This is a genomic window from Nitrosomonas sp. Is35 (assembly GCF_033063295.1).
Lineage (GTDB): Bacteria > Pseudomonadota > Gammaproteobacteria > Burkholderiales > Nitrosomonadaceae > Nitrosomonas.
In genome coordinates, this window is sequence record NZ_JAWJZH010000001.1 from 2,711,827 (window position 1) to 2,734,115 (window position 22,289).

The 22,289-nt window shown below is 43.3% G+C and carries 22 protein-coding genes and 2 pseudogenes; 7 read left to right on the forward strand and 17 right to left on the reverse strand.

The window, feature by feature from the left end; all coding sequences use genetic code 11:
• Positions 1–154 precede the first annotated feature (154 nt).
• Both R2083_RS12645 and R2083_RS12650 read right to left on the reverse strand, forming a co-directional pair.
• Positions 155–706, reverse strand: coding sequence for a hypothetical protein (locus R2083_RS12645; protein WP_317538666.1), 552 nt, complete (start codon positions 704–706; stop codon positions 155–157).
• 59 nt (positions 707–765) lie between these two features.
• Positions 766–1,833, reverse strand: coding sequence for a hypothetical protein (locus tag R2083_RS12650; protein WP_317531602.1), 1,068 nt, complete (start codon positions 1,831–1,833; stop codon positions 766–768).
• Between the two features lie 581 nt (positions 1,834–2,414).
• Here R2083_RS12650 and R2083_RS12655 point away from each other — a divergent pair.
• The 4 genes from R2083_RS12655 (at position 2,415) to R2083_RS12670 (ending at position 7,577) form a co-directional block, all read left to right on the forward strand.
• Positions 2,415–4,283, forward strand: a complete 1,869-nt coding sequence (locus tag R2083_RS12655; RefSeq protein ID WP_317531603.1) for a bifunctional diguanylate cyclase/phosphodiesterase — start codon at positions 2,415–2,417, stop codon at positions 4,281–4,283.
• A gap of 130 nt (positions 4,284–4,413) precedes the next feature.
• Positions 4,414–4,887 (forward strand): hypothetical protein, encoded by a 474-nt coding sequence (locus tag R2083_RS12660; protein WP_317531604.1) that lies wholly within the window; start codon positions 4,414–4,416, stop codon positions 4,885–4,887.
• A 256-nt stretch (positions 4,888–5,143) separates the two neighbouring features.
• Positions 5,144–6,178 (forward strand): VanZ family protein, encoded by a 1,035-nt coding sequence (locus R2083_RS12665; protein ID WP_317531605.1) that lies wholly within the window; start codon positions 5,144–5,146, stop codon positions 6,176–6,178.
• 331 nt (positions 6,179–6,509) lie between these two features.
• Positions 6,510–7,577, forward strand: a complete 1,068-nt coding sequence (locus R2083_RS12670; RefSeq protein WP_317531606.1) for an IS5 family transposase — start codon at positions 6,510–6,512, stop codon at positions 7,575–7,577.
• A gap of 130 nt (positions 7,578–7,707) precedes the next feature.
• On the opposite strand, the gene R2083_RS12675 is transcribed toward R2083_RS12670, so the two are convergent.
• The 14 genes and pseudogenes from R2083_RS12675 to R2083_RS12740 form a co-directional block, all read right to left on the reverse strand.
• Positions 7,708–8,148: a transglycosylase SLT domain-containing protein gene (locus R2083_RS12675; protein ID WP_317531607.1), complete on the reverse strand. Its 441-nt coding sequence runs from the start codon at positions 8,146–8,148 to the stop codon at positions 7,708–7,710.
• Between the two features lie 30 nt (positions 8,149–8,178).
• Positions 8,179–9,270: a P-type conjugative transfer protein TrbL gene (gene trbL / locus R2083_RS12680; protein ID WP_317531608.1), complete on the reverse strand. Its 1,092-nt coding sequence runs from the start codon at positions 9,268–9,270 to the stop codon at positions 8,179–8,181.
• 42 nt (positions 9,271–9,312) lie between these two features.
• A pseudogene (locus tag R2083_RS12685) lies at positions 9,313–9,977 on the reverse strand (IS1595 family transposase).
• A 50-nt stretch (positions 9,978–10,027) separates the two neighbouring features.
• On the reverse strand, positions 10,028–10,231 hold the full coding sequence (locus tag R2083_RS12690) for a hypothetical protein (protein WP_317531609.1): 204 nt from the start codon (positions 10,229–10,231) through the stop codon (positions 10,028–10,030).
• A 23-nt stretch (positions 10,232–10,254) separates the two neighbouring features.
• Positions 10,255–11,055, reverse strand: coding sequence for a P-type conjugative transfer protein TrbJ (gene trbJ / locus R2083_RS12695; protein WP_317531610.1), 801 nt, complete (start codon positions 11,053–11,055; stop codon positions 10,255–10,257).
• 18 nt (positions 11,056–11,073) lie between these two features.
• Positions 11,074–12,471 (reverse strand): TrbI/VirB10 family protein, encoded by a 1,398-nt coding sequence (locus R2083_RS12700; protein ID WP_317531611.1) that lies wholly within the window; start codon positions 12,469–12,471, stop codon positions 11,074–11,076.
• 15 nt (positions 12,472–12,486) lie between these two features.
• On the reverse strand, positions 12,487–12,957 hold the full coding sequence (locus tag R2083_RS12705; protein WP_317531612.1) for a conjugal transfer protein TrbH: 471 nt from the start codon (positions 12,955–12,957) through the stop codon (positions 12,487–12,489).
• A gap of 2 nt (positions 12,958–12,959) precedes the next feature.
• Complete coding sequence (gene trbG, locus R2083_RS12710; protein WP_317531613.1) at positions 12,960–13,886, reverse strand: P-type conjugative transfer protein TrbG; 927 nt, start codon at positions 13,884–13,886, stop codon at positions 12,960–12,962.
• A gap of 14 nt (positions 13,887–13,900) precedes the next feature.
• Entirely contained in the window at positions 13,901–14,665 is a 765-nt protein-coding gene (locus tag R2083_RS12715; RefSeq protein WP_317531614.1) for a VirB8/TrbF family protein, read from the reverse strand.
• Positions 14,662–17,199: a VirB4 family type IV secretion/conjugal transfer ATPase gene (locus tag R2083_RS12720; protein ID WP_317531615.1), complete on the reverse strand. Its 2,538-nt coding sequence runs from the start codon at positions 17,197–17,199 to the stop codon at positions 14,662–14,664. Before R2083_RS12720 ends, R2083_RS12715 begins: the two co-directional genes overlap by 4 nt.
• Positions 17,196–17,507 carry a conjugal transfer protein TrbD gene (locus R2083_RS12725; protein ID WP_317531616.1) on the reverse strand — a complete coding sequence of 104 codons (312 nt, stop codon included), beginning with the start codon at positions 17,505–17,507 and terminating at the stop codon, positions 17,196–17,198. The genes R2083_RS12720 and R2083_RS12725 overlap by 4 nt, the downstream gene beginning before the upstream one ends.
• An 11-nt stretch (positions 17,508–17,518) precedes the next feature.
• Positions 17,519–17,899, reverse strand: a complete 381-nt coding sequence (locus tag R2083_RS12730) for a TrbC/VirB2 family protein (protein ID WP_317531617.1) — start codon at positions 17,897–17,899, stop codon at positions 17,519–17,521.
• Between the two features lie 21 nt (positions 17,900–17,920).
• Entirely contained in the window at positions 17,921–18,886 is a 966-nt protein-coding gene (gene trbB, locus R2083_RS12735; RefSeq protein WP_317531618.1) for a P-type conjugative transfer ATPase TrbB, read from the reverse strand.
• Positions 18,887–18,982: 96 nt separating this feature from the next.
• Complete coding sequence (locus tag R2083_RS12740) at positions 18,983–19,348, reverse strand: helix-turn-helix domain-containing protein (protein ID WP_317531619.1); 366 nt, start codon at positions 19,346–19,348, stop codon at positions 18,983–18,985.
• Positions 19,349–19,872: 524 nt separating this feature from the next.
• Here R2083_RS12740 and R2083_RS12745 point away from each other — a divergent pair.
• Both R2083_RS12745 and R2083_RS12750 read left to right on the forward strand, forming a co-directional pair.
• Positions 19,873–20,928 carry a ParB/RepB/Spo0J family partition protein gene (locus R2083_RS12745; RefSeq protein WP_317531620.1) on the forward strand — a complete coding sequence of 352 codons (1,056 nt, stop codon included), beginning with the start codon at positions 19,873–19,875 and terminating at the stop codon, positions 20,926–20,928.
• 39 nt (positions 20,929–20,967) lie between these two features.
• On the forward strand, positions 20,968–21,339 hold the full coding sequence (locus R2083_RS12750) for a KfrB domain-containing protein (RefSeq protein ID WP_317531621.1): 372 nt from the start codon (positions 20,968–20,970) through the stop codon (positions 21,337–21,339).
• A gap of 129 nt (positions 21,340–21,468) precedes the next feature.
• Here the strand turns inward: R2083_RS12750 and R2083_RS12755 are convergent.
• Positions 21,469–21,643 (reverse strand): annotated as a pseudogene (locus R2083_RS12755) (IS3 family transposase); the annotation flags it as partial.
• A 290-nt stretch (positions 21,644–21,933) separates the two neighbouring features.
• Here R2083_RS12755 and R2083_RS15430 point away from each other — a divergent pair.
• Positions 21,934–22,047 carry a hypothetical protein gene (locus R2083_RS15430; protein ID WP_411172545.1) on the forward strand — a complete coding sequence of 38 codons (114 nt, stop codon included), beginning with the start codon at positions 21,934–21,936 and terminating at the stop codon, positions 22,045–22,047.
• The last annotated feature ends 242 nt before the right edge of the window (positions 22,048–22,289 follow it).

Sequence of the window (22,289 nt, forward strand, 5' to 3'; positions counted from 1 at the left end):
AATGTTATTTAACAATATTTTTTGATATCAATACTCTATCAAGAGCAAATCTTTCGATTGATTCTTACTGTAACTAATTTTTTAATTAGTTTCTCCGCAAAAATTGAATAATCGGAAAAGTAGTAGAATAAGTCTGAGAAGTTAAGAAAACTTCTCAAGATTTTTTTGGGGGTCTATCAAAACAGATAACTTCTCTTAATTTAATGTAATAGTCTAAACGTGAATTTATATATCTAATGCCTTGAGGCGAACGCTCTTTCTTTTGAATTTTTTTTATTAGGTATAAATAACTATCAAATAAACATATGGTTGATTCATACAAAACCACCCCCGGAGCAAGATGAAGTAATTCGACATTGCAACGTATAAGTTCTCGCAACATAACGTAAAAATCAACACGCCTATCTATATATTCAATATATTGATCAGAACAGTTTGAAAACTCGGGCCGATCCGCAATTTTGATGTAAACATACAACAAGGATGCTATTTTTTTATATAAACCGGCCCTCTCTTCGTTACGGTCCAATAAGTCTTCGATTTTGCCATATTCTCCACAAAAATACCGAATGTGCTCCAAAATTCCTTTTGGCGTACTTACATTCACACAAAAAGTATCAAGTTCATACAATAGCTCATTAAGTCGTTGATTATTATTTCCGCAACTACTTTCCTGAAGGTGCTGCATATTAGAACTCATATTCATCGTTTCATAATCAATTTAGCACCCTCCGCGAGACCAGCGAGGTATTAAACCGGAGGAGATTAAACATGATTGCAATCATAGGATTCATATCGAATCATCTGAAAGCGCACATTACTGTAAAATTTTATCGAATTTTCAATTTTCTCCAATTGATTCACAGAGTATCCCGCTGCTTCCATTTCTTCGGCAAGAATCGTATAAGCACATGACAAATCAATAACTGCTTTATTGAAATTATTACGCAATATTTTTCTTAATTCGAGATCTTCTGCATTACCTCTCTTCCCACAAAAGTAAAGAATATGCTCTAACTCATCTTTAGGAAAATTGACTTTGATGCATAAAGACCGCACTTTTTCAAGCGCTGAATCCAACTCTGCCCGCGCTTTCACTAGGCGAGTTTGCATTAAGACGCTGCACCGTACAGTTTCCCGTAATTGAATATAGTAATCAACACGGTTTATGACACTATTTTTTGCATCGGTCGTATAGCCCGCAGCCTCCATCTCATCGGCAATGCCGATATAAAAGCGCAATAATGAAGCGGTAAGCTTGTAAAGAGTTTTGCGCTTATTCTCTGTAAATAAAAGTTCTTGCAGAGTTCCGCTCTTACCACAAAAGAAATGAATATAATTCAATTCGTTCTTTGGAAACTCAACTTTACTACATAACAAATCAAGTTCTTTAAGCACAACATCAAGCTGTATACGTTCATTAATTAGATGGTTCTGCAAAAGAACATTCGAATAAATAGTCTCACGTATACTCACATAATTGTTGATAGTTTTCTCTAGCTCAGACAATGAGTTATCATTGAAATCATTATTATCAGATTTTGACCCGCCCATGATATTGATATACGAAATCACCAATTCATTAATGGCCTTAAGTAAACCTGACCGCTTAGTTTTGGTTGCATTAAGTTCTACTGCAGATCCGCTTCGACCGCAAAAATAACCGATATATTCCATCTTGCCACGAGGCAAGGGCACTTCACGAAAAATGGTTTCGACTTTCTGCAAGTTTTCTTTTAACTGTGTTCTGCAATAATAAAAAAAATCTTGCGATGGAATAAACTGAGTGGCGCCTTTAGAAGAATCATAGGATTTAACAGCGTAATTGCTCATATTTAATTCTCACTAGGATAAATTTATGAATCTTTCGATTAACCCAGATTCTGACAGGGAATGTAGTCGCGATCTTACTTCAATTTACTTTTAAATAAAATGAGTATTGATCCTCATTTTTAAATGAAAAAACTCTAAACTAGCAGAGACAATTTCGCTTAATTCTCAAGCAATAAAGCACCCCGCCACAAGCAGCGAGGTATTAAAAGCGCTCTTCAGACTGCTGGTTTTCAACCAACTTTCGCCCCAAGGGACAAGGAATTAAACCCGGAAGAGATTAACTCCCAAAACCGGCCACAACATTACAGCAATAGCATCCTGCCAGCAAAGACTGAAAATCTGGCTTATTTTTTATCCGCAATCAGTTGACCGCTACAGTGTGATTTTTTGCCAATGCCCCGATCACTAAGGAAAAGCGCTATAACCACCATTTGGTGATCATCTAAATTGAGTATTGGCACTCATTTAATGGCGATAGGCAATCAATTAACATAGTTGTATTAGCCCAAATAAAGTTGACTCTCAGTTTTTATTTGCGACTTCAACTAGGAAAAATTCGACATAGTTTACTATTTCTAAAGATGCGTACAATCTCATCAGATTCAAGAGCAATTTTTAAGATTTTAGAAGAAATTGAGACACTTGAAGAATCTACTAATCAGAACAATCGCACAAGAAATATAACACTGGAAGATTGTTATGATGCAAGATTACTGAGAAAATTTAATGATTTTTATAGCTTTTTGATAAATTCATTGGCAAGTTTTATTTTTATACTCGATAAAGAAGGAAAATTTGTATTTGTTAGTGAACAAGTTTATGAAATTCTCGGCTATAGAGCCAAGAATTTAATTGGAATGCATTTTTCGCAACTGGTTGATGAAGCAGATTTGTCAATGGCGCGCCATGTTTTTTTAGAGCGAAGAATTAGTGAGCGCGCTTCCTACAATGTTGAATTCCGTCTCAAACGAAAGCTTCCCGATCAATATGAAAGCACAACAACTATCAAAACAAGCTTATGTGTTTCTTGCAGCTCGATTGGCATTTATTCAGAGTATGAAAAAATCGAAGAAAATAAATACTTAGGCTCCTTTGGAATTATTAATAAAATTGTAGATATGAAAGGAACAAATGGCACGAATCATTACCATGAGAATTGCGATATCCTAACGGGCTTACCAAACAAATACTCTTTTCTTAAAGAATTTGACTTCGCTAAATTACAAGCTATTCAAAATGAAACAAGCTTGGTGTTGATGATAATTGACTTGGATCAATTTAAATTAATCAATGATTCATATGGTCTAGAAAAGGGCGATGAGCTTTTGCGGCAGGTAGCCAATCGAATTCAACGTTACATTAAACAAACCGATACGTTAATGAGGATGGGGGGGGATGAATTTGTTCTTTTATTAGAAGGAATTAATAATCAACAAGATACCGCATGCTTCACTGAGAGTCTACTTATAAGCTTTAGAGAACCGTTTCATCTAGGCAATAAAAAAATAAAGATATCTGCCAGTATCGGTGTTGCTTGTTATCCCCAAGATGGTGAAACAGTTGATGAGTTGTTAACAAAAGCGGACTTGGCTATGCAAGATTTAAAAGCCAAAGGCAAAAACGGCTATCGTTTCTTCAACAATTCAATGTTAAATCACTCGAATGTAAAAATGATCGTCAATCAAGATCTCAGTGCTGCACTGGATAAAAACGAATTTGAAATGTACTACCAACCGCAAGTCAATGCCGTTAGTTGTCAGGTGGTTGGCGCGGAAGCTTTAATTCGCTGGAATCATCCCGAGAGAGGCTTGTTAACTGCAGGAGCGTTCATTGATTATATTGAAGATAGCGGATTTATCATACCAATTACCGAATGGGTAATTAATGACGTAATGCAGACGTTGCACGACTGGAATTCGATGAATTACTACATAGACCAGATTTCTATCAACATATCCCCCACTTATCTGGAACGCCTGGATTTTGTTGCTCAATTAACAGCAGCTATGAAGCATTATAGCGTTCGTCCCGAACAGATAGAGATCGAGATTCTGGAAAATTTCAATATTTTTAATTCTAAGCACATAATTGATCAGTTGTGGCAACTGAGAAAACTGGGTGTCAAAATTGCTATTGATGATTTTGGAACAGGTTATTCTTCTTTAAATTATCTTAAGCATTTCCCAATTGATACCATTAAGCTCGATCAATCGTTTGTCCGGGAAATTAAAGAGGACAATATCAGTTTGCCGATTTTGTCGGCTATTATTTCAATCGCGCATGAACTTAAGCTTAATCTGATAGCAGAGGGTGTGGAAACATTTTATCAATCGAATTACTTGAGAAAGCATGGTTGCTATTGGATGCAAGGCTATTTATATAGTAAGCCATTACCGAAAAATCAGTTTGTAGAAATTCTTAAAACAAAAGAATTTAAATTTGCCACTTGATTAATGTGAATCTTAATGATCGATTTTTATTACACCCAAGTTATTGAAATAAAAAATAACGGCATTCCCGCTTAAAAATATGTTGAATTATTTCTTGAACTGAGGTTTCTAATCAAAGTAAGAGATAAAAATGCCTGACAATAATACATTAAAAGATAAAAACAATGATGTATCAAACCAACAACTGAAAAAAATTAACATACGGATAAAACAAATGGATAACTCAATCCAACCGATCTATTCGAATGTTACCTCAGCTTTAGGAAGTAAAGAAATCGTAATGCTTGATTTTGGATATCTCGATATTCAACTGATTGCATCTTTGAATCGAATGCTCGCTTCAGGAGAAAATATTCCAAATATCATTGATGCAAAAATGACATGCCGTGTTGCATTAAATTTTGATGCTGTCAGCCAATTAATCAAGCAATTAAATAACATCTTGGAACCTCAACAAGTAATCAAATCTGGAGAACCCATAGTTGAACAAACTGCCCCAGTTCCAGAAAAAGAACTGGGATCATCTGTCGAAGTTGGCGAACGGCTAGATCAAGACCCCGCCAAACCTTCTCATAGTGGATTCAAATTTCCCTGGTCCAAGTAGAAAATTATCTCCATCTAAGGATGCCCTGAAAAAGCTAGCTAGCGATAGTCAGGCAAGGCAAATAAAGTTAAAAAGCTTACTTTACAAGTGGTAAATAAACATCTTGAACCTGATTTCAACGCAGAATGGCCAAGTGAAGTAGTCTTTCAAAGTTTCCTTGAGCCATCCGATGCGAGGAAAAATGTGTTCGATCAATTTTCCTGAATTCAATAGCTGCGTAATTTTTTCCAGCCTGTCATGCGCAGCGGTTCACTGTATGCCTTTATTTAAAACACACTGTTTTCTTTTCATCCTGCTTGCCATTGCCACATTGGTGTGCTATCACCAGTTTGACCAGTATCTGCAAATCGGTCCTGATCTTTTGACCGGAAACTGGAAATTCCGGTCAACGGAAAACAGCCGGGTTGATTATACAGAAAAGGGCTTAACCCTTTTTTCCAGCGATGCAAGAATTGGCGCCAGCGCGCACCTGGATCTCCGGATGGTAAATCCCGGCACTGTTTTATTGGTTTCCGCCGATGTGAAATGCGATAGCGTGAAAACGGGCAAGCAATCCTGGAACGCGGGAAGATTGCTATTGGCGCAAAATGATGGAAAAAAAAACCGCTGGGATCTGCCGCACTCTGCAGTGGACCTGACTGGAAGTCATGACTGGAAAAATTACCGCAAAACTTTCACCATTGCACCGGATACTGAAAAAATCTGGCTGCTTGCGCAACTCAGTCAATCCAGCGGGTCGTTGCAATTTCAGAATATTCATGTTTACCCGGTACATGAAAATGAAGCTTATCGATGGGCGAAAAGCTTCATTCTGATCGCATGGAGCGCTTATTTCCTGCTGTTTGCCGGTTCATTTCTTTTTGTTAGCGAAATGAATCTCTTCAGCCGCTTACTATTAATTTCCATTTTCATCTTTATCATTGCGGGCACTGCCATACCGGGCGATATGAAAAATCAAGTATTGACCGAAGTCAAAATCCTGCTGGATAGCGGATCATTCAAATCCGCTATCCCGTGGAATTTATCCAAGGTCTGGCATCTGTGCTTTTTTTTCTTATTTGGTGCAATTCTCTGCATAACGATGAGAAAGGAATCAATCCTTCAGACAGTAACGATTATTCTTATGCTGGCCGCAGGTACTGAATTCGCACAACTGTATATCAAAGGACGGACAGCGTTGCTGGGCGACTTTTTTATTGATGTGGCGGGAGGAGTTTTTGGAGTGATTTTGACCGGATTCTTTATTTCAAAGCTGAAAAGCATGCGTTTAGGAAAAAAAACCGTCCAATAATAATTTTATGGTTACCCAGACTTTTTGTCGACCGTCGAATGATCATACAAACCTAGGAATATTGCTCCCCCTTAGATACGGCCGGTTGTGTGTAAATATTCCTCATTCATTTGCGGAGAAACCGTTAAAAAATAATTGGTCTCTGACAAATTAATCCGGAATCACACCGGAATTATAATTTTACGGCATTCTGCAATGGTCTCAGTACCTCTGAGTCAGGTCTATTTTGGAAAAGAATTCTTACTAATTGAGACCTTTGCACGGTCAAGAGCAGATTTAGCTGCGCGAGATGATATAATTTATTTTTGAATCATGGTGTTGGACTAATCCAATGAGTTTTTCTGAATATGATGTAACCCGCCGAACCCGCAAAGGGAATTTCTTGAAGCAAATCGATGAATTGATAGACTGGGACTCGATAGAGAAGGCGATCTCAGTTCATTATGCACCACTATCGGACATAACAGGACGTCCTGCCTATCCTGGGTTGCTGCTTTTCAAAATGCTGTTAGTGGGAATCTGGAATGGTGGTTTAAGTGATGAAGCGGTTGAAGAAATGGCTAATTCTAATTTGCACGTGATGCGATTTCTGGGATTGTCACTTGAAGATGAAGTACCGGATCATTCTGTGCTGTCGCGTTTCAGAACCCGTTTGACGATAGCCGCAGCGTGGGATGGTTTATTGGGGCAAATCAATCACCAAATTCAGCTGCTCAATGTTACTGTAGCCACTGGATGTCACGTTGACGCCAGCATCACGCCTAGTCCACGTAAGCCAAAGACCCGGCCCGCCTATGAAGTAGTTAGTGATCGCGAAGAGCGTGATGACGAAACAGACGCACAAACATCCATGCGGGTCATCGCGGTCACTCAACCTGGTGTCGATATTGAGGCGCGTTGGGTTAAAAAAGGCGGCCAATCGGTTTTTGGTTATAAACAGCACACGCTGGTTGATCACAATGGTTTGGTGATGGCTGTTGAAACAACGGCCGCTAATTGCCATGACAGCAAGCTGCTGCTAACACTGCTCGATAAAGCCGGGATCGTACTAGGTACCCGGGTTCATGCTGATAAAGCTTACTGTAGTCAGAAACATCGTGAAGCCTTTAAATCGCGCGGCATCAAAAATGGCATTCAGGATAAAGCCTTGAAGAACAAACCGTTGACTGCGCGGCAAATACAGCGCAATCGTTTAATTACACAAGCCCGGTATGTCGTGGAACGTACCTTTGGCAGTCAAACACGCTGGTTTGGTAGCAAGATCCTCCGTTACTACGGTCGAGCCAAAGCACATGCCTGGCATATCCTGCAGGCTATGGCCTATAACCTGAAAAGGTTGCCAAGATTGTATGTTGAGAGGCTTCTACCACGACAACCACAAGCTAGTTGCGTCTTCTAACAAAGAAATGGCGTAATAATGTCTTTATCTCTTGGTTTTTGCAAAAAATTCACTAAAATTCCCCAGAATTTCAACATTGAATTGGGTTTTTAAGAATTTGCAGCAGAAGTGGATAGTTTTGCAAAGGTCTCTAATTAGGGATATTTGAAGAAGGGAATCGAGCTTCTAGCCAGTTTGCCCATTTGACGGACTTAGTAATCAAATCAGCCCGATACTTTGCATTATATTTTGGCGTACGTGAATGATAATTGGCTGCTTTTGTCCAGATGTCGCCTTTATCATTTTTGATATGTAAACGCACTCGCCATGCGGCCAGATCATAAGCATAACACCCCGGATTTTCCACATGATCAGGTGTAATGCCATATTTCGATAAATCTTGAAGAAATAAAGTATTAAACTGCATCGAGCCAATATCGTGAGTACCGTTACTGTTACGCACCCATTGGCCCGGTTTACCACTCTCTTTCTCGGCTATCGCCAGCATGATATTGGCTGGTATTTCATACTTGATGGCAGCAGTGATTGAACACACTATCCTTTCCTGCATATCCGGCGGTAAATCCATCATGGAGCGAATCGCTTGAATGCCTTACCTATATTATTTACTCCCTCCTCGCGAAATATTGTTCATACCTGATGATTCCTGGGCCTGACCTTTTTCAATTGCACTCCGCAAAGCATCCATTCCCGCACTTCTTGCTGTTGTCAGCCGACCGGCTGCCAGTGTGCCGCCATAAGACGCAACGGCTGCTGCCGTACCGGCCGCTGCCATAAAACTACCTGCACTATAACTGCCAATTCCAGCGCTCGAGCCTATGCTGCTTCCCGTTATAATGCCAGCAAGTAACGATGGTAATCTGGAAATCAACACAAAAAATGCAATCGTAAAAATCAGCATGACCGCCAGTTCTTCATAATTCAGAACGTTTTTACCCATTTTGGCGTAAAAACTGGATAACAGATCACTACCAATACCAACGATCAGGAGCATAACAAATAGCTGAATACCAACACCCAGAACTGTTTTAAAGTAGTTTATGGCGATGTCGGATGTCCAACGTGCGCCGCCAAAACCCAAAAAGAAGATACCCGCATACATTAGCACCCAGGATGAGATTAACAAAAGCAGCATATTCACTGCAATTACCGCTAAAACAATAAGAACTATCAACGATATGATGACAGCAATCAGACTATCGACCGGTTGCAGTATTGTAAGATTACTCGTTGCTTGATTCCAGATTAAAACACCTATATCCATAATACTGGAATGACTGGCACCACTAGGTAGGCCAGCAGCAGTACCGCCTAACTGCTGCATCGAGGCAATAATAGTACCCGCAATATTGTGTCCAGACACTGCATTAGTCAGCAGCCAGAAGTAAAACCCGGTGAAGATAATAAAACGGGTAAACTCAGCAAAGAAATCCGCGATATCGGCTTTGCGCAACAGCATCACTCCAAATGTCCACACCATGGAAATCAGCACCAACGTCCAGAACAAGCGCTCAGCAGCACCTTGAATGACCGCTTGCCAAGATTTGGCTTTTCCTAAAAACTTCTGAATTACCTGATCTAATACACTTTGATTCGTAGCAGGATCAATGTAAGCAAGCTCTGCAAACACAACAGATGAGAAACTTGACGATACAATAAAAACAAGGAAAATTACGCCTGGATTCTTAAGCATCTTGCTATTCCCATAATATGTAAGGCTCTAGACTATCAGAGGTTAATAATATCTAACGAGCTGCCATAGTTCAGTAGCAAGTTCATCAGGTTGTTTTTTCCAGCGCCATTCAGATTCTTTCAAATGCAGCTCAAAGTTAACTGATACGCCGTTAAACTTTGCCAATCGTCGCTTGGTAAAACTCCAAAACGATTCAATACCGTTAATGTGGCAATGCCCATCACGGGCAAATTCATTGTCACCGTGCGATACTCGAAAATGCTTGGAGTATCCCACATCTACCAAACCATTATAGCCACGCCAGCCATCACTATAAATGACACTTTCAATCGACACTTTACCCAGTATTACCGCTTGTAAGGTCAAGCGTTTACAGTCCGGTACTATTTCGGTGTATACCCTGCCATCTCGCTCAAACACTCCGAATACAGGTTGTTTTAATGTACCGCGACCGCGTTTGAGTTTGCCGTGATAACCACGATGCCGTTTCGCACCAAAATAGCTTTCATCAACTTCCACTCTGCCTAACAACTTGTCTTTAAGGGCAGTCTGATGGCGGTAAATTACTTGCCTGTATATGCCATCATATTAATCGTGTTACGATTTTTACCTAATAGCAGCGCTGTTTTGCTGGCTGGTATATCAATGCATAAGCATTGAATTATTTTTTTAACAGAATAATCACTTAATTTGCTATTTCTTAACATCTTTCTAGACTAACAGATTGTTTCTGCTAGTCTAGAGCCTATGTAATTAGCTACTCAGAACCATCCATTTGTTTCTTAAATTTATCAGGATCAGAAATATCCATTTCAAGCCAGTTCTTTCTTTCCGGCATTTCACTTAATTCCTTTTTAGGCTCCTTCAGTTCAAGCTTGCCATCGCCATCCTTATAACACCCTGACAGCAGCAACAAAGACAATGAGTAGATCACTGCAATAATCAAATAGCCTTTTTTCATCGGTATCTCCTTGAGTTGGTGTTTCAAAAGGCATCTTTCACAGACCAGTTTCTACCAACTGGCAGTATTTCAGGACTCAATCGCTTGGTTGCTGCCTCACGCGTAGCCTGCTGCATGGCCTTTTGATCCACCTCGGCCTGACTCTGCGTATTGGCAGCATTATGCTGGGCAATCAGCATCTGGCGCATCTGCAGTAACTGGTTTGCCTGGTACGCGGCCAGCTGGTTGGCATATTGCAGAGCTTCCATTTGTCCCTGGGCAGATTCGGTTCTTTGTTGTAAGACTTGCAGGTGCGCTGCATCGAGCGGGATCTGATTCTGATGTTCGCTTAAACCCCGCAAGAGCGAATCATTGGCGTTTTTCTGCGCATCGGTGCTGGTATTTTGTCCATCCTTCAGGAGTTTCCAGGCGCCTTCATTGCATTTTTCCTGCAAACTAAAGCACGGGGAACTGCGATAATATTCAACATTGCGAAACCGCTGCATATAACCATCCAGCCCTCCATACTGTTGTTCATAATAGCGTATGGTATTGGTCAGATAGAGCAACCGGTTCATCGTATATTGCGCTTGCGCCCAAACATAAGCTGGTGGCGCCAGCGTGTTGCGGATCATGTTTTCATATTGCTGCAATTGTGTCTGATACTGCTCGATCTGCTTCAGTGTCTGCGCTACATTCTCAATAGCGGTCGTTGTGGTTTGTTTTATGTTCGCTATATCAATGACGGCAAGGCCGCCTGCTTTGATAACCGATGAATAACCGGCATTACCCAGTGCGAGCAGAATTACGATCAACTGAGCAGCTAGATTTTTGCTATTTATCATGTTTGATCACTCCTGTTATTAATAATCAAATGATTGATACGGTTTGGAAAACCTCATGTCTTTGGTCACAATGATGTTGAAGCGATACCCAGGCCTGATTTCAAGCGTTGGGGATATATTCAGGTTTTTACGAATGAGATTGGCGGTTACCAACCCCAATTGCTGACCGAGCGATTGACTCATGATGCTGCCCGCATTTTGCCGCCCGAACGCACCACCTGCATCACGTTGACTGTACGTGGCACCGGCCACAATAGCCGACATGATCAGGGCTGAACCAAAGATGCGTAGATAATGGTTATTGACCAGATCCTTAAAACCTGCGTAACCCACCCCGTCAGCGCCCGGCATGGCACCAATATCCATAGTTTTACCATCTGGAAAAATGATGCGTTGCCAGGCAACCAGCACTCGTGCCTGACCGAATTCCACTTCACTGGAATACGTACCCACTAATCTTGATCCTTGTGGAATCAAACGCCATTTACCAATGGGGGAATCATAAATATGTTGGCTGACCTGTGCCATGATCTGCCCCGGCAGACTCGAATTGATACCGGATATCAGAGTTGCCGGTATGACAAACCCTGTTTGCAGGACATAAGGCGATGCGGGCTTTTGCACTTCGCTATTCAATTTCCAGCGTGCTTCTCCTTCTGCTGAATCAAAGCGCGAATAATCCCTATCCCGTGTACCGGACTCGTCATCCAGCAATCGAGGGGCGCCATCGTCCATGGATTCATCACTTCTACCCGCTCCCGTTCCTCCGGCTCCATCCTGCCGCAACTGCGCCAGGCGCGCATGATACGCAGCCGTTGGATCTTCACGCAGGTTTGAATCAATCTGTTGACGCACCGATGCCAATTTTGCCAGCATTTCATCACGTGTTTTAGGTGCACCGGCATTGGCTAAATCCGGTGATGATCCCGTACTTCTGGGCGCAATGACATTCACATTGGTTTTAGCCTTGATCGCCTCTTCCAGTTGCTGGCGTTTCAGCATCCGAATATGGGCAATATCAGCGTGAAGCGATGGATCGACAGTATCCATAGAGGGCGGCAGAGGCGGCCGATCCAGATCTGATGGCCGCTCAATGATGATTCCATGTAGGGGTGCTTTTTCGGTTAAATCAGAAGTTTTAGTCTGAGTTTTGGGTTCGATAATGCCTCCGATATAGTCTTTGGCAATCAGTGAGGCAAAAGAATTGCTCGACTGAGTATCATGATTACCATCAAAATCGTATTGACCGCGTTCAGCTGCCCGATTCATGGCGACGATCATCATGAGCAACATGAATATCAGCATAATCGCACCGAAAATGACGATCGGAAGATTATTGACGCGCCGCACCCCAACGTTTTTGGCAACTACATCTGGAGATGAATCCGGTGACAGGAGTTTAGAATTGGTTGACATATCACCCTCACCCCCTTATTCTTTTCTGACCCAAAGACCGGCAGGATGGGTACTATCGCCTTGCACACTGAATGCGCGCGATAAGCGCATATCGTCAATCATGAGTTTGACATGATACAAATCCCCCGATTGGTCAATGATGTAACTCAAGGCCAGGCCTTTTTGCGACTCAGTATCAGGTTGATTCGGCGCAGCAAAGATTGGTTGCTGAATGACTTCCTGAACTGCAAACCCTGCCAGTCTCAGGTTCTCGATCAAGGCATGACCAAACGGATCATTAATCACATGGCGCAGATTGAACTGCGTATTGGCCGCCGGGTACAGCCGCACTATTTGGGCCGCCACATCATCGGCCATGACTTTGCTGGTTTCGATTGAAGGATTCTGAATAAAATTGCCATAGGGGTGCGTAGCACAACCATTCAATAGCAATAAAACCAGCATGAGGATAAAAACAGCGTTGGATGCGGTGATCATTTTATTCATCATCAATTCCCCCGCGTAATCGTCACCCGGCTTTGATTGCCGCCTACACCGGCAATCAGAATCGCACGATCAAACACGGTATCCACAATATAGCGATCACCCTGCAAGCGGTAATTCACCATAACGGTTTCATCTTCACTAAAAATACCGCCTTCTTTGTTCAGTAGTAGCAAAGTCGGTGCTTCAGTCTGTGCCATGATGGCAGGCATTTGTATGATGGTTTTTTGACCGTCGTTATAGACACGCAGCGGCTTCCAGGTAGCATCGCCAGACACTGCATACGCAAAATCCAGATTGCCCAGATATTCTCCGGTTTCAGGAAGGGTGCGCGATTTCCTGATTCCCATAACATGGCTTTCTTTATCTCTAATCGCATCCCATTTAATCAGCGCATCTTCCGGATAAGTAAAACTGACTCTCGGCATGAAATCACGACGGTGAGACCGAAGACGCATGTGATACGTGCGCCGGTTGGTCGTCACTACCAAGGATGTTTCAAGCCCCACATCCAATGGTTTTACAATCAGATGTTGCACCTCAGCAGAACCTTGGCCGGTCACTGCTGGTTCAATCAACCAGCGTGCCTGGTCACCCAGGTGGATGGAATTAACCTGCTCACCCGGCTGCAATTCGATATCGCATACCTGCAATACTGCACAGACGATGCTGGGTTGTTGCGAGCCAAACAGAAAACGAATGGATCCATCCGGCCCTGCAACCGGCTTTGTACCGTTAGGATTGACTGCTTGCCATTTCTTGGCCAGATCGATGGCCGCGCGTTCCTGTGGTGTCAGTTGAGGGTTCTTATCGGAGAAATACGCATCCGACAAACCATTAGAATAGCCTGGAGTAACCAGTCCAACGGATAAAGTCAACATGCTCAGCATGCCTATGGTACTGCGCGTACTTAATGAGAGTAACGGTTTCATGATGAGCGGCCCCTTTATGTCTGTTTCGACCAGGAGAAATCCTGGATATAAATACCCAGCGGGTTATTGCGGATCTGTTCTTCCGTCGTGCTTTGCGTGGTCGGCTTGTTATAAATCCTAAGCAGAGCACGCATCTTGAAGGGTGGCTCGGTTAAGTGTCCCTGCCGGTCATAGATTTTCTCCAGCCAATCGACCTGCCAGGTCTCCGGTGATTGGGGTATGACCGATATGATTTCAACATTAACGGTTTGTGTTTCAGCTCGTTTGAAAGGACTACTGGCCTCAGTACTATTGAACCATTCATTAGCTTTTGCCGTGGCGGGGTCGTTATTGGATAGCATGGCATACGCACGAAAGATGGCACGTCGCTGCAAGGCGATATCCGGTGTCACCATCCGCAAATCATTAATAAACGCTGCAACCGACGCATGCACTACGCGCTGATCGGCCACCGCAGCAATATCCGCACGAGAAACCGCGATGGCTTCTCCCAGTTTATTAACCTGTACCACGTAAGGGATGAATTTGGATTGGCTGCCGATGACAATGACTCCTCCCACCCCAGCCAGCGCAATCAGCAAACATAGTAGCGCCAGCATTTGCCACATATTGCGCGAAGCCTGAATCCCGCGCATATGGTCATTCCAGGTGCGCCGTGCTGACAGATAGGGGTTTTCATTTTCACCGCAGCGGTGACCACCTTCCATCCTGTCGTCATTGGCACGCATAGTCTCATCCACAACCGGCTTTAACTTGAATAGCTCGTTGATCATATTCATGCAGCAACTCCATAATCTGATAACGTCAACCCTTTTATCGCCAGCCATTCGTGAACCCATAGGTCGCCATACTTGTCGCACAGGTTTTTAATCGTGGCGATTGATTCCTTATCCGTAGATCCCACAAAAGCCAGCGCTAATGGCCCGAGTGCCAGGTCATAGAGCCGCCTGCCGTTCTCGGATACGGTGTAATATTGCTGTTTGGGAATGGCAGAAGCCAGGATCTCAATCTGGCGCGTATTCAATCCCATGCGCCGGTAGAGTGCCGAAGCCTCTTCATCGCGCGCAAATACGTTGGGCAGAAATATCTTGGTGGCGGTGGATTCGACAATGACATCGAGAATTCCGCTGTTGGCCGCATCCGACAGGCTTTGCGTTGCCATCAATACTAGGCAATTGTTTTTACGCATGACCTTGAGCCATTCGCGGATCTTGGCGCGAAACACCGGATGACCCAGCATCAGCCAGGCTTCATCGAGGATAATCGCGGATGGTTGACCATGCAGGCTGCGCTCGATGCGCCGGAATAGATACAACAGCGTCGGCAGTGCGTATTTATCACCGAGATTCATCAACTCTTCGATCTCGAACGTGGTGAAGGTAGACAGATTCAACCCATCGGCTTCAGCATCGAGTAAGTGCCCCATCATGCCGTCGATGGTATATTGCCGAAGACACTCGCGTATCGATTCATCCTGGATTGTCACTGACAAATCCGATAAGGTTTTTGAGCCGCTTTGATGCATATTGGCAATGGCTTGACTGATTTCATTACGCTGCAAAGGTGTAACGGTAATGCCATTGAGTTCTATCACCATGCAAATCCATTCCAGCGCCCAGGCACGATCTCCCTTAGTCTGCAAGAATTGCAGTGGACAAAAAGACAGCGACTCATCATCCCCTGCTACTGTAAAATGATGGCCACCTATTGCTTTTGTGAGTGGATACATTGACATCCCCTTATCGAAGCAATAAATCGACATGCCCTGATAACGCCGCAATTGCGCGGCAATCAGCGCCAAATGCGTGGATTTACCCGCTCCGGTTGGGCCGAACATGAAAGTGTGACCTAAATCGCGCACATGCAAATTCAGCCGGAAAGGCGTAGCACCTTGTGTGACACAATGCATCAGCGGGGGTGAATTGGGCGGATACATCGGACAGGGTGCTATGGGTTTGCCTGTCCAAATGGTATTGACCGGCAACAAATCGGCCAGATTCATGGTATTGATGAGAGGTCTGCGCACATTCTCAACACCGTGACCGGGCAAGCTGCCCAGATACGCATCCATGGTGTTGATCGTCTCAACCCGCGCGGCAAAGCCCAGATGATTGATTGCTTTCTCTACCTTACGCCCGGCTTCTTCCAATGCTGCCCGATCTTCCATCATCAGCACCACCACGCTGGTATAGCACCCTTGGCCGACCATGCCGCTATTGGTTTCCGCAATGGCAGACTGCGCATCTTCAGTCATATTGAGCGCGTCTTCATCGATGTTGCTGCTTTGCAGGTTAAACACCTGGTCAAAGAATCCACGGATTTTTTGTTTCCAGCGTCTGCGGAATTTTTCCAGATGATTGACCGCTTCATGCGCATCCATAAAGATAAATCGCGATGACCAGCGATACACACCCGGCAATTCAGAGAGCAGATTTAACATGCCGGGAGAAGATTCCAGCGGGAAACCCTCAATCGATACCACTTGAACGAAATTGCGGCCAATTTTAGGCACAACCCCGCCCCACATTTCCTGACCACCGAGCAAGGTATCCAGATACATCGGATTCGTAGGTAATACCATCGGATGATCCAGGCCGGTTACGCATAATTGCAACCACTGTAAGAAATCATCATGGATGATGGTTGTACCGTCTTCATTCACCAGCTTGCGGCTTTTTAAACGCGACAGATGAAATACGCTGGATAATCGGGATTCAAAGTTGGCACATTCGCGCTGGAAATATTCCAGCAATCCTTGCGTGCGAGCTTTTTGGTCGGGTGCCTCGGCTTCATCGTCAAACATCAGTTCAACAAACTTGCGTTGCGCCAGCATCGGCGGCAAGTACGTCAGTGATACGATAAAGCAACTCTCGTATAGGGTGCCGATACGCTCGAACAGATTGCGCCGCTCCTCGTCAATGGCAGCGGTAACGGGATCAGGGTAATTGGAAAGCGCTTTGTCTGAATAACCTTGCGCGGGTTTGCGGATGGCATCGACATGAATCATCCAGCCATTGCCCAAACGGGATAAAGCCTGGTTAATGCGGAATGACACCCGCTCGCGCTCAATCTCGGTGCTGCTGGCCGTATCGTCACCACGAAATATCCAGGCGGCCATTAATGAACCGTTCTTGCCGACAATCACGCCGTCTTCCACCACGGCTGCATACACCAGCAGATCGGCAAAACCCATTTTTTTGGATCGATGTTGATCCAGTTTTAATTCTTTGCCAGCATCACGGATATGGATAAATAGTATCAAGAGCAGCACAGCACCGCATATTGCGATAAAGATAGAAATAGCGGCAATCATAGATGCTGTTTCTCCTGCTGGCGGGTATTGTCATGAAAAGGAGTGCTGCGCGCCGGATAGTATTTTTTGTATTGCATCTGGCGCAGGTAAACATGACGCAATTGCGGATCATTTTTTGCCATCAGTCGCAGTGCAAACAGTGCAAAGATCCATAGGGCTATGCCGAAAAGCGTGGCCTTTATTTCCATAGCCACAAAGATTGAAGTAGCCGCAATCAGGATAGAAAACATAACCAGTTCCCGGTCGCCACCCATAAACAAGTTGGGACGGTTTCCCGATTGACGGATAGGTATGGTTCGAAGCGCCATTAGTTTGCTTCCTATTCTTGTGGATTTACGACTAATTCCTGATCTTGGGGCATTTCACCCGGAATGACCGCACCCTGGAATAAATTGGTCATGATGTTGTTGGCACCGACGAGTAATGCCATAACCAGCACGATAAAAATCAGTGTGCGAAAAAAAGCGTTGAGTTCGCCACCAAAGATCAGAATGCCGCCTGCAACGACAATGCCGACAATGGATAGGGTAAAAGCAACGGGACCGGTAACAGAGTTTCTGAGATTCACCAGCCAGGTTTCATAGGGAAGCGCACCGCCTGCGCCAACAGCGGCTTGTGCGTTATCAATCAACAAGAAAAACAAAAGAAAACTGCATAAAGAAACAATGAAGAAGAGTGAAATTGAAGGCAATATTTTCATTAACTAACTCCTGTTATTTATTTACAGCTTCTTGATTTGGTAACTTCCTCTTTTAAAACCTTGTACTTCGATAATCTGCTGGATTTTCCTGCCGTGGGGTGTGCGCGTGATATGTACGACCATATCAACCGCCTCCGCGATCAATGGCATGATCTCTTTAGGTGCTGAAGGATTGCGTGAAATCAGGGATTCCAGACGAGTCAGTCCTGATAGCGCATCATTGGCGTGCAGTGTGGCAGCCCCTCCTTCATGCCCTGTGTTCCAGGCATCAAGCAAATCCAGTGCTTCAGGGCCTCTCACTTCACCGACCAGGATGCGATCCGGGCGCATACGCAAGGTTGTTTTGAGCAATTGCGTCATATCGACATCGATCGTGGTGTGATACTGCACAAAATTCCGGGCAGTGCATTGAATCTCGCCGGTATCCTCCAGGATAAAGATGCGCTCATCCGGGTCATTGACAACCATTTCATTGATGATGGCGTTGATCAGCGTTGTTTTACCTGACCCGGTGCCACCAATAACCAAAATATTGCGGTGCTTGCGCACGGCCTCTTTAATGACATCACAGTGTCTGGGCGACAACACACCGGTTTCCACATACTGCTCGAGTGTAAAAATCTTGATGGCTTTTTTACGAATGGCAAATGTGGGGGATGAAACAATGGGTGGCAGTTGACCGGCGAAGCGTGAATTATCGAGTGGAAATTCACCTTCGATCATCGGGTTGAATCGATTGATTTCTTTGCCGTGGAAACCTGCAACCGTTTTGATGACCGCTTCAACCTGGGCAGCTTGGATATTTCCGATATGTTGTATCTTTTGACCTAGTTTCTCTTGCCAGATACGGCCATCGGCGTTGACCATGATTTCAACCGTTTCAGGATCTTGCAATGCAGACAGTATTTCCCTTGCATCGCGCTCCAGCTTGCTCTTTGCCCGGTCTTTAACGGATGCGATGTAAGGTAATTGATCTTGCGATGTCATGCGAATACTCCAGAAGCTTACACATGACATTACAATATAACGTAATTATATTTTGCGCAATACTTTTTTACTGCTTTTAACATTTTTCTCTTTTGCTTAATTTTTATTTTTTAATAAGAACGCTCTGTTCTTTTTATCCCATTGCTCGACTTGATAAGCCTCATATTCACTTAGCACGCCACCTTTCCAGACAAAGCCTTTAGGCAAATGCTTTAGTTTTCGATTGGTTAATGCTTCAAGATCAGCCGTGCTCATATCCGTGCTATCCAATAGCATCGGTAGTGGGGTCTCGAGCGCTTCTGCGACGGCTTCTATAATCCTGAGTGATGGATTGGCTTTATCATTGGTCAGATCGGTAAAAAAAGATATAGAGACCCCCGCCTTCTCTGCCAATTCGGACTTGGTCATATCCTTCTCATCAAGGATACGCAAAATATTTGTGATTAAGATTAAATTGTACATATAATAGCCCTGCCATTTTTAGGGTTTAAGCAGCTTAACTAAACAGCACCATTGTTTTGCAGTAGTATTGCTGCTATTTTAATCCAAAATAAAAACACAAATTTATTAATTCAATGGAGGGCCGAATAATAGTTTCGTTATATACATATCTTATGGATAATTATTAATAGTAGATTTAAAATAGAAATTTAAACTATAAATTTATCATGTTATTGATTTATATCAACATAATTAATATTAATAGTTACCTTAGAATGCGATGAATAGAGGATAGATGAGTAGCTGATGGAAAACCTGGCGAGTCTAAAAACGTAACCCGTTTTCTGATACGAGAGGTTAGGCATTCAATAAACTGAACAAGAAGAATAAAAATATAAAAGCGCAAAAACAACTTTTGCGCTTTTATATTTGTTGATGACTGCATCCATCGTTTCTATCTTTCTAATCATAAATTGGCAGAATCATTTAATCCAAATAAATATTTCTGCCCAGCATAACGAGCACAAGTTAGGTCCAAGATAAAAATGGCAGAGAGAAAAAAGGAAAATATAAAAGGGCTTGTTGCGCCTATCGGCGCAACAGAAATTGATATTACGCTGATCAGCGAAGATATCCATCAACCCAGGAAAGAGTTTAATCAGGAAACGTTACGAGAATTAACGGAGACGATTAAATTACGCGGAGTCAAATCACCGATATCGGTTCGCCCCAATCCGGATAAACCGGGAACTTATATCATCAATCATGGGGCGAGACGCTATCGCGCCAGCATTAATGCCAGGTTAACCAAGATTCCTGCATTCATTGATACCGATTACAGCGAAGCGGATCAGGTAATCGAAAATCTGCAAAGAGATGATTTAACCTCCAGAGAGATTGCTGACTTTATTGGGCGGCAACTGGCAGGTGGTAAAACCAAGTCTGAAATTGCCAGACTCATTGGCAAAACCAATCCTTATATCACCATGCACGCTGCATTACTCGATCTACCCGATCCACTCGGAGAATTATACCGGTCAGGTCGTTGCACCGATGTCACAGCACTCTATGATTTAACCAGACTCTATAAAGCCAATAAAGAGGAAGTAATCACCTGGCTGGCACTCAGTACACAAGAAGAAATATCACGATTGGATGTCTATCAATTCAGTCAATTCTTAAAGCTGAAAAAAACGCCCCCATCTAATTCTGCGGATGATCAAGTATCCAGCGCTGAAGGCAAATCGAATACCCCTTCAACTCATAACAACGATCAAACACAAACCACGCCGAATTCATTGCTGGATTCTGTTTACAATCTGATAAAAAAAGACAAATGCAAGCCACAGGATTTAATGCGTGATCTGTCTAACGATAATAAAGAGTTACTAAAAACCAAGATTGGCGATTATTTTGAGCAAGGCAGAAATTGCCCAAATGTCGTTCAGTTCACCATCAAAGCGCTTCAAGATGGTAGCTTCTCAGCCAAGGGGAGCGGCGCACTGCAGTTGATCGCCTTTTTGCATGGTATGGAAAGATCAGAGTCTTTTGATCTCATGAAAATACTGGAAGAAATTGCCGGACAACAGGAAGCAGGATAATTTAATCTTGCCAGTAATCCTACTTACAACTAATTTGAAATGACGACACCCGCAAAGCTACGAATGATTGTAATGAATGGCCAAAAGATTCTACAAACTCAAAATAATAATGAATGGGAAACGATCGGCACTATCAAGAAGGTTGATGAAGGCATCAAGCCAGGTGTCTACAATATTTATCTAGCTACAGCACCCGTTGATAAAAATCAGTATGAGGGACAAATCATTCATGTTGATAAAGAGAATGCTGTTTTTTATCAGCAGGTCAAGAAGGATTTTATTGTGCATCAATTAAATGATGTTGATGGTAAACCTGTTGCGGGGAAAGATGTGGCTATTACTTATGATGGGGAGAAAGCTACGTTAACTCTGGTAAATTCACCTAAGAATAAAAGAATATTAAAAATTTAATGGGTAAATTCTGCCTGACAGCATTGAAGATTTGTCGGTTAGCAGCATTATGTTTTTTAAGCACGCGTAAGGGTCAGCAAAATTTTGGAGTGACCTTGCTCTGGTAATCCGCACATCTTAACGGGCTTATTATGTGATCTTTTGTAACTGTGCCACAAGCCAGTTTTGCTCGAACTTCATTGGACTGATGAATCCCAGTGTCGAATGCAGTCTCTGCGGCTGTAGTAGTTAACCAATCAATGACTCCATCCATTGCCTGACGGCGTATTTCAAACCTCATTCCATACAATCTGCCTGCTTTCAACACGATCCCAACAGCTGCAGATCCCCGTGGCAAGACCACGGGGAATCACAAGTTTAAGAAGCTATTACCATGGTTATGTATCCAAAGATACGGCGGATTTACTGTAGGCCTCCAACCTTTCTATTTTGAGTATTGATGCTTATTGGATCAAGACTGATTATTTGTTTTAATCTCAACAAGCTCAATCCCCCGCTCCTAAGGGAAAAAGCTGGTTAAAACCAGCCCATTGATGAGTGCAGTTATTGCACTGCTTGCGCTGGATGTGCAGTATCTAATAACAACAGAAAAGGATTAATCACACCATATCCTGCCATTGGTTCAGATCGCGAAGTCGAAGCGAATTGGTTTGGATTGTAGGGAATGGAGATCAATTCGATACGCAAGGCATTGTGCCAGCCCAGTAAATTCCACTACAAAGAAACTCATACTGGATATACCAAAGCAAGCACCACGACATTATCGGCGGCAGTAAGGCTTTTAAAGATTTTATTTTGCTCAATGAAGCAAGAGATCCGGAATTTCCCATTTATCTAAGCTACACCCCGGAAGGGGTGGATCGGGTTGGCGGGGAAAGTTCTCGTCATAGTTACTCTGTTTTCTATGCCATATGCGACAAACAACTCATTGGTGCAATTTCAATTAAGCA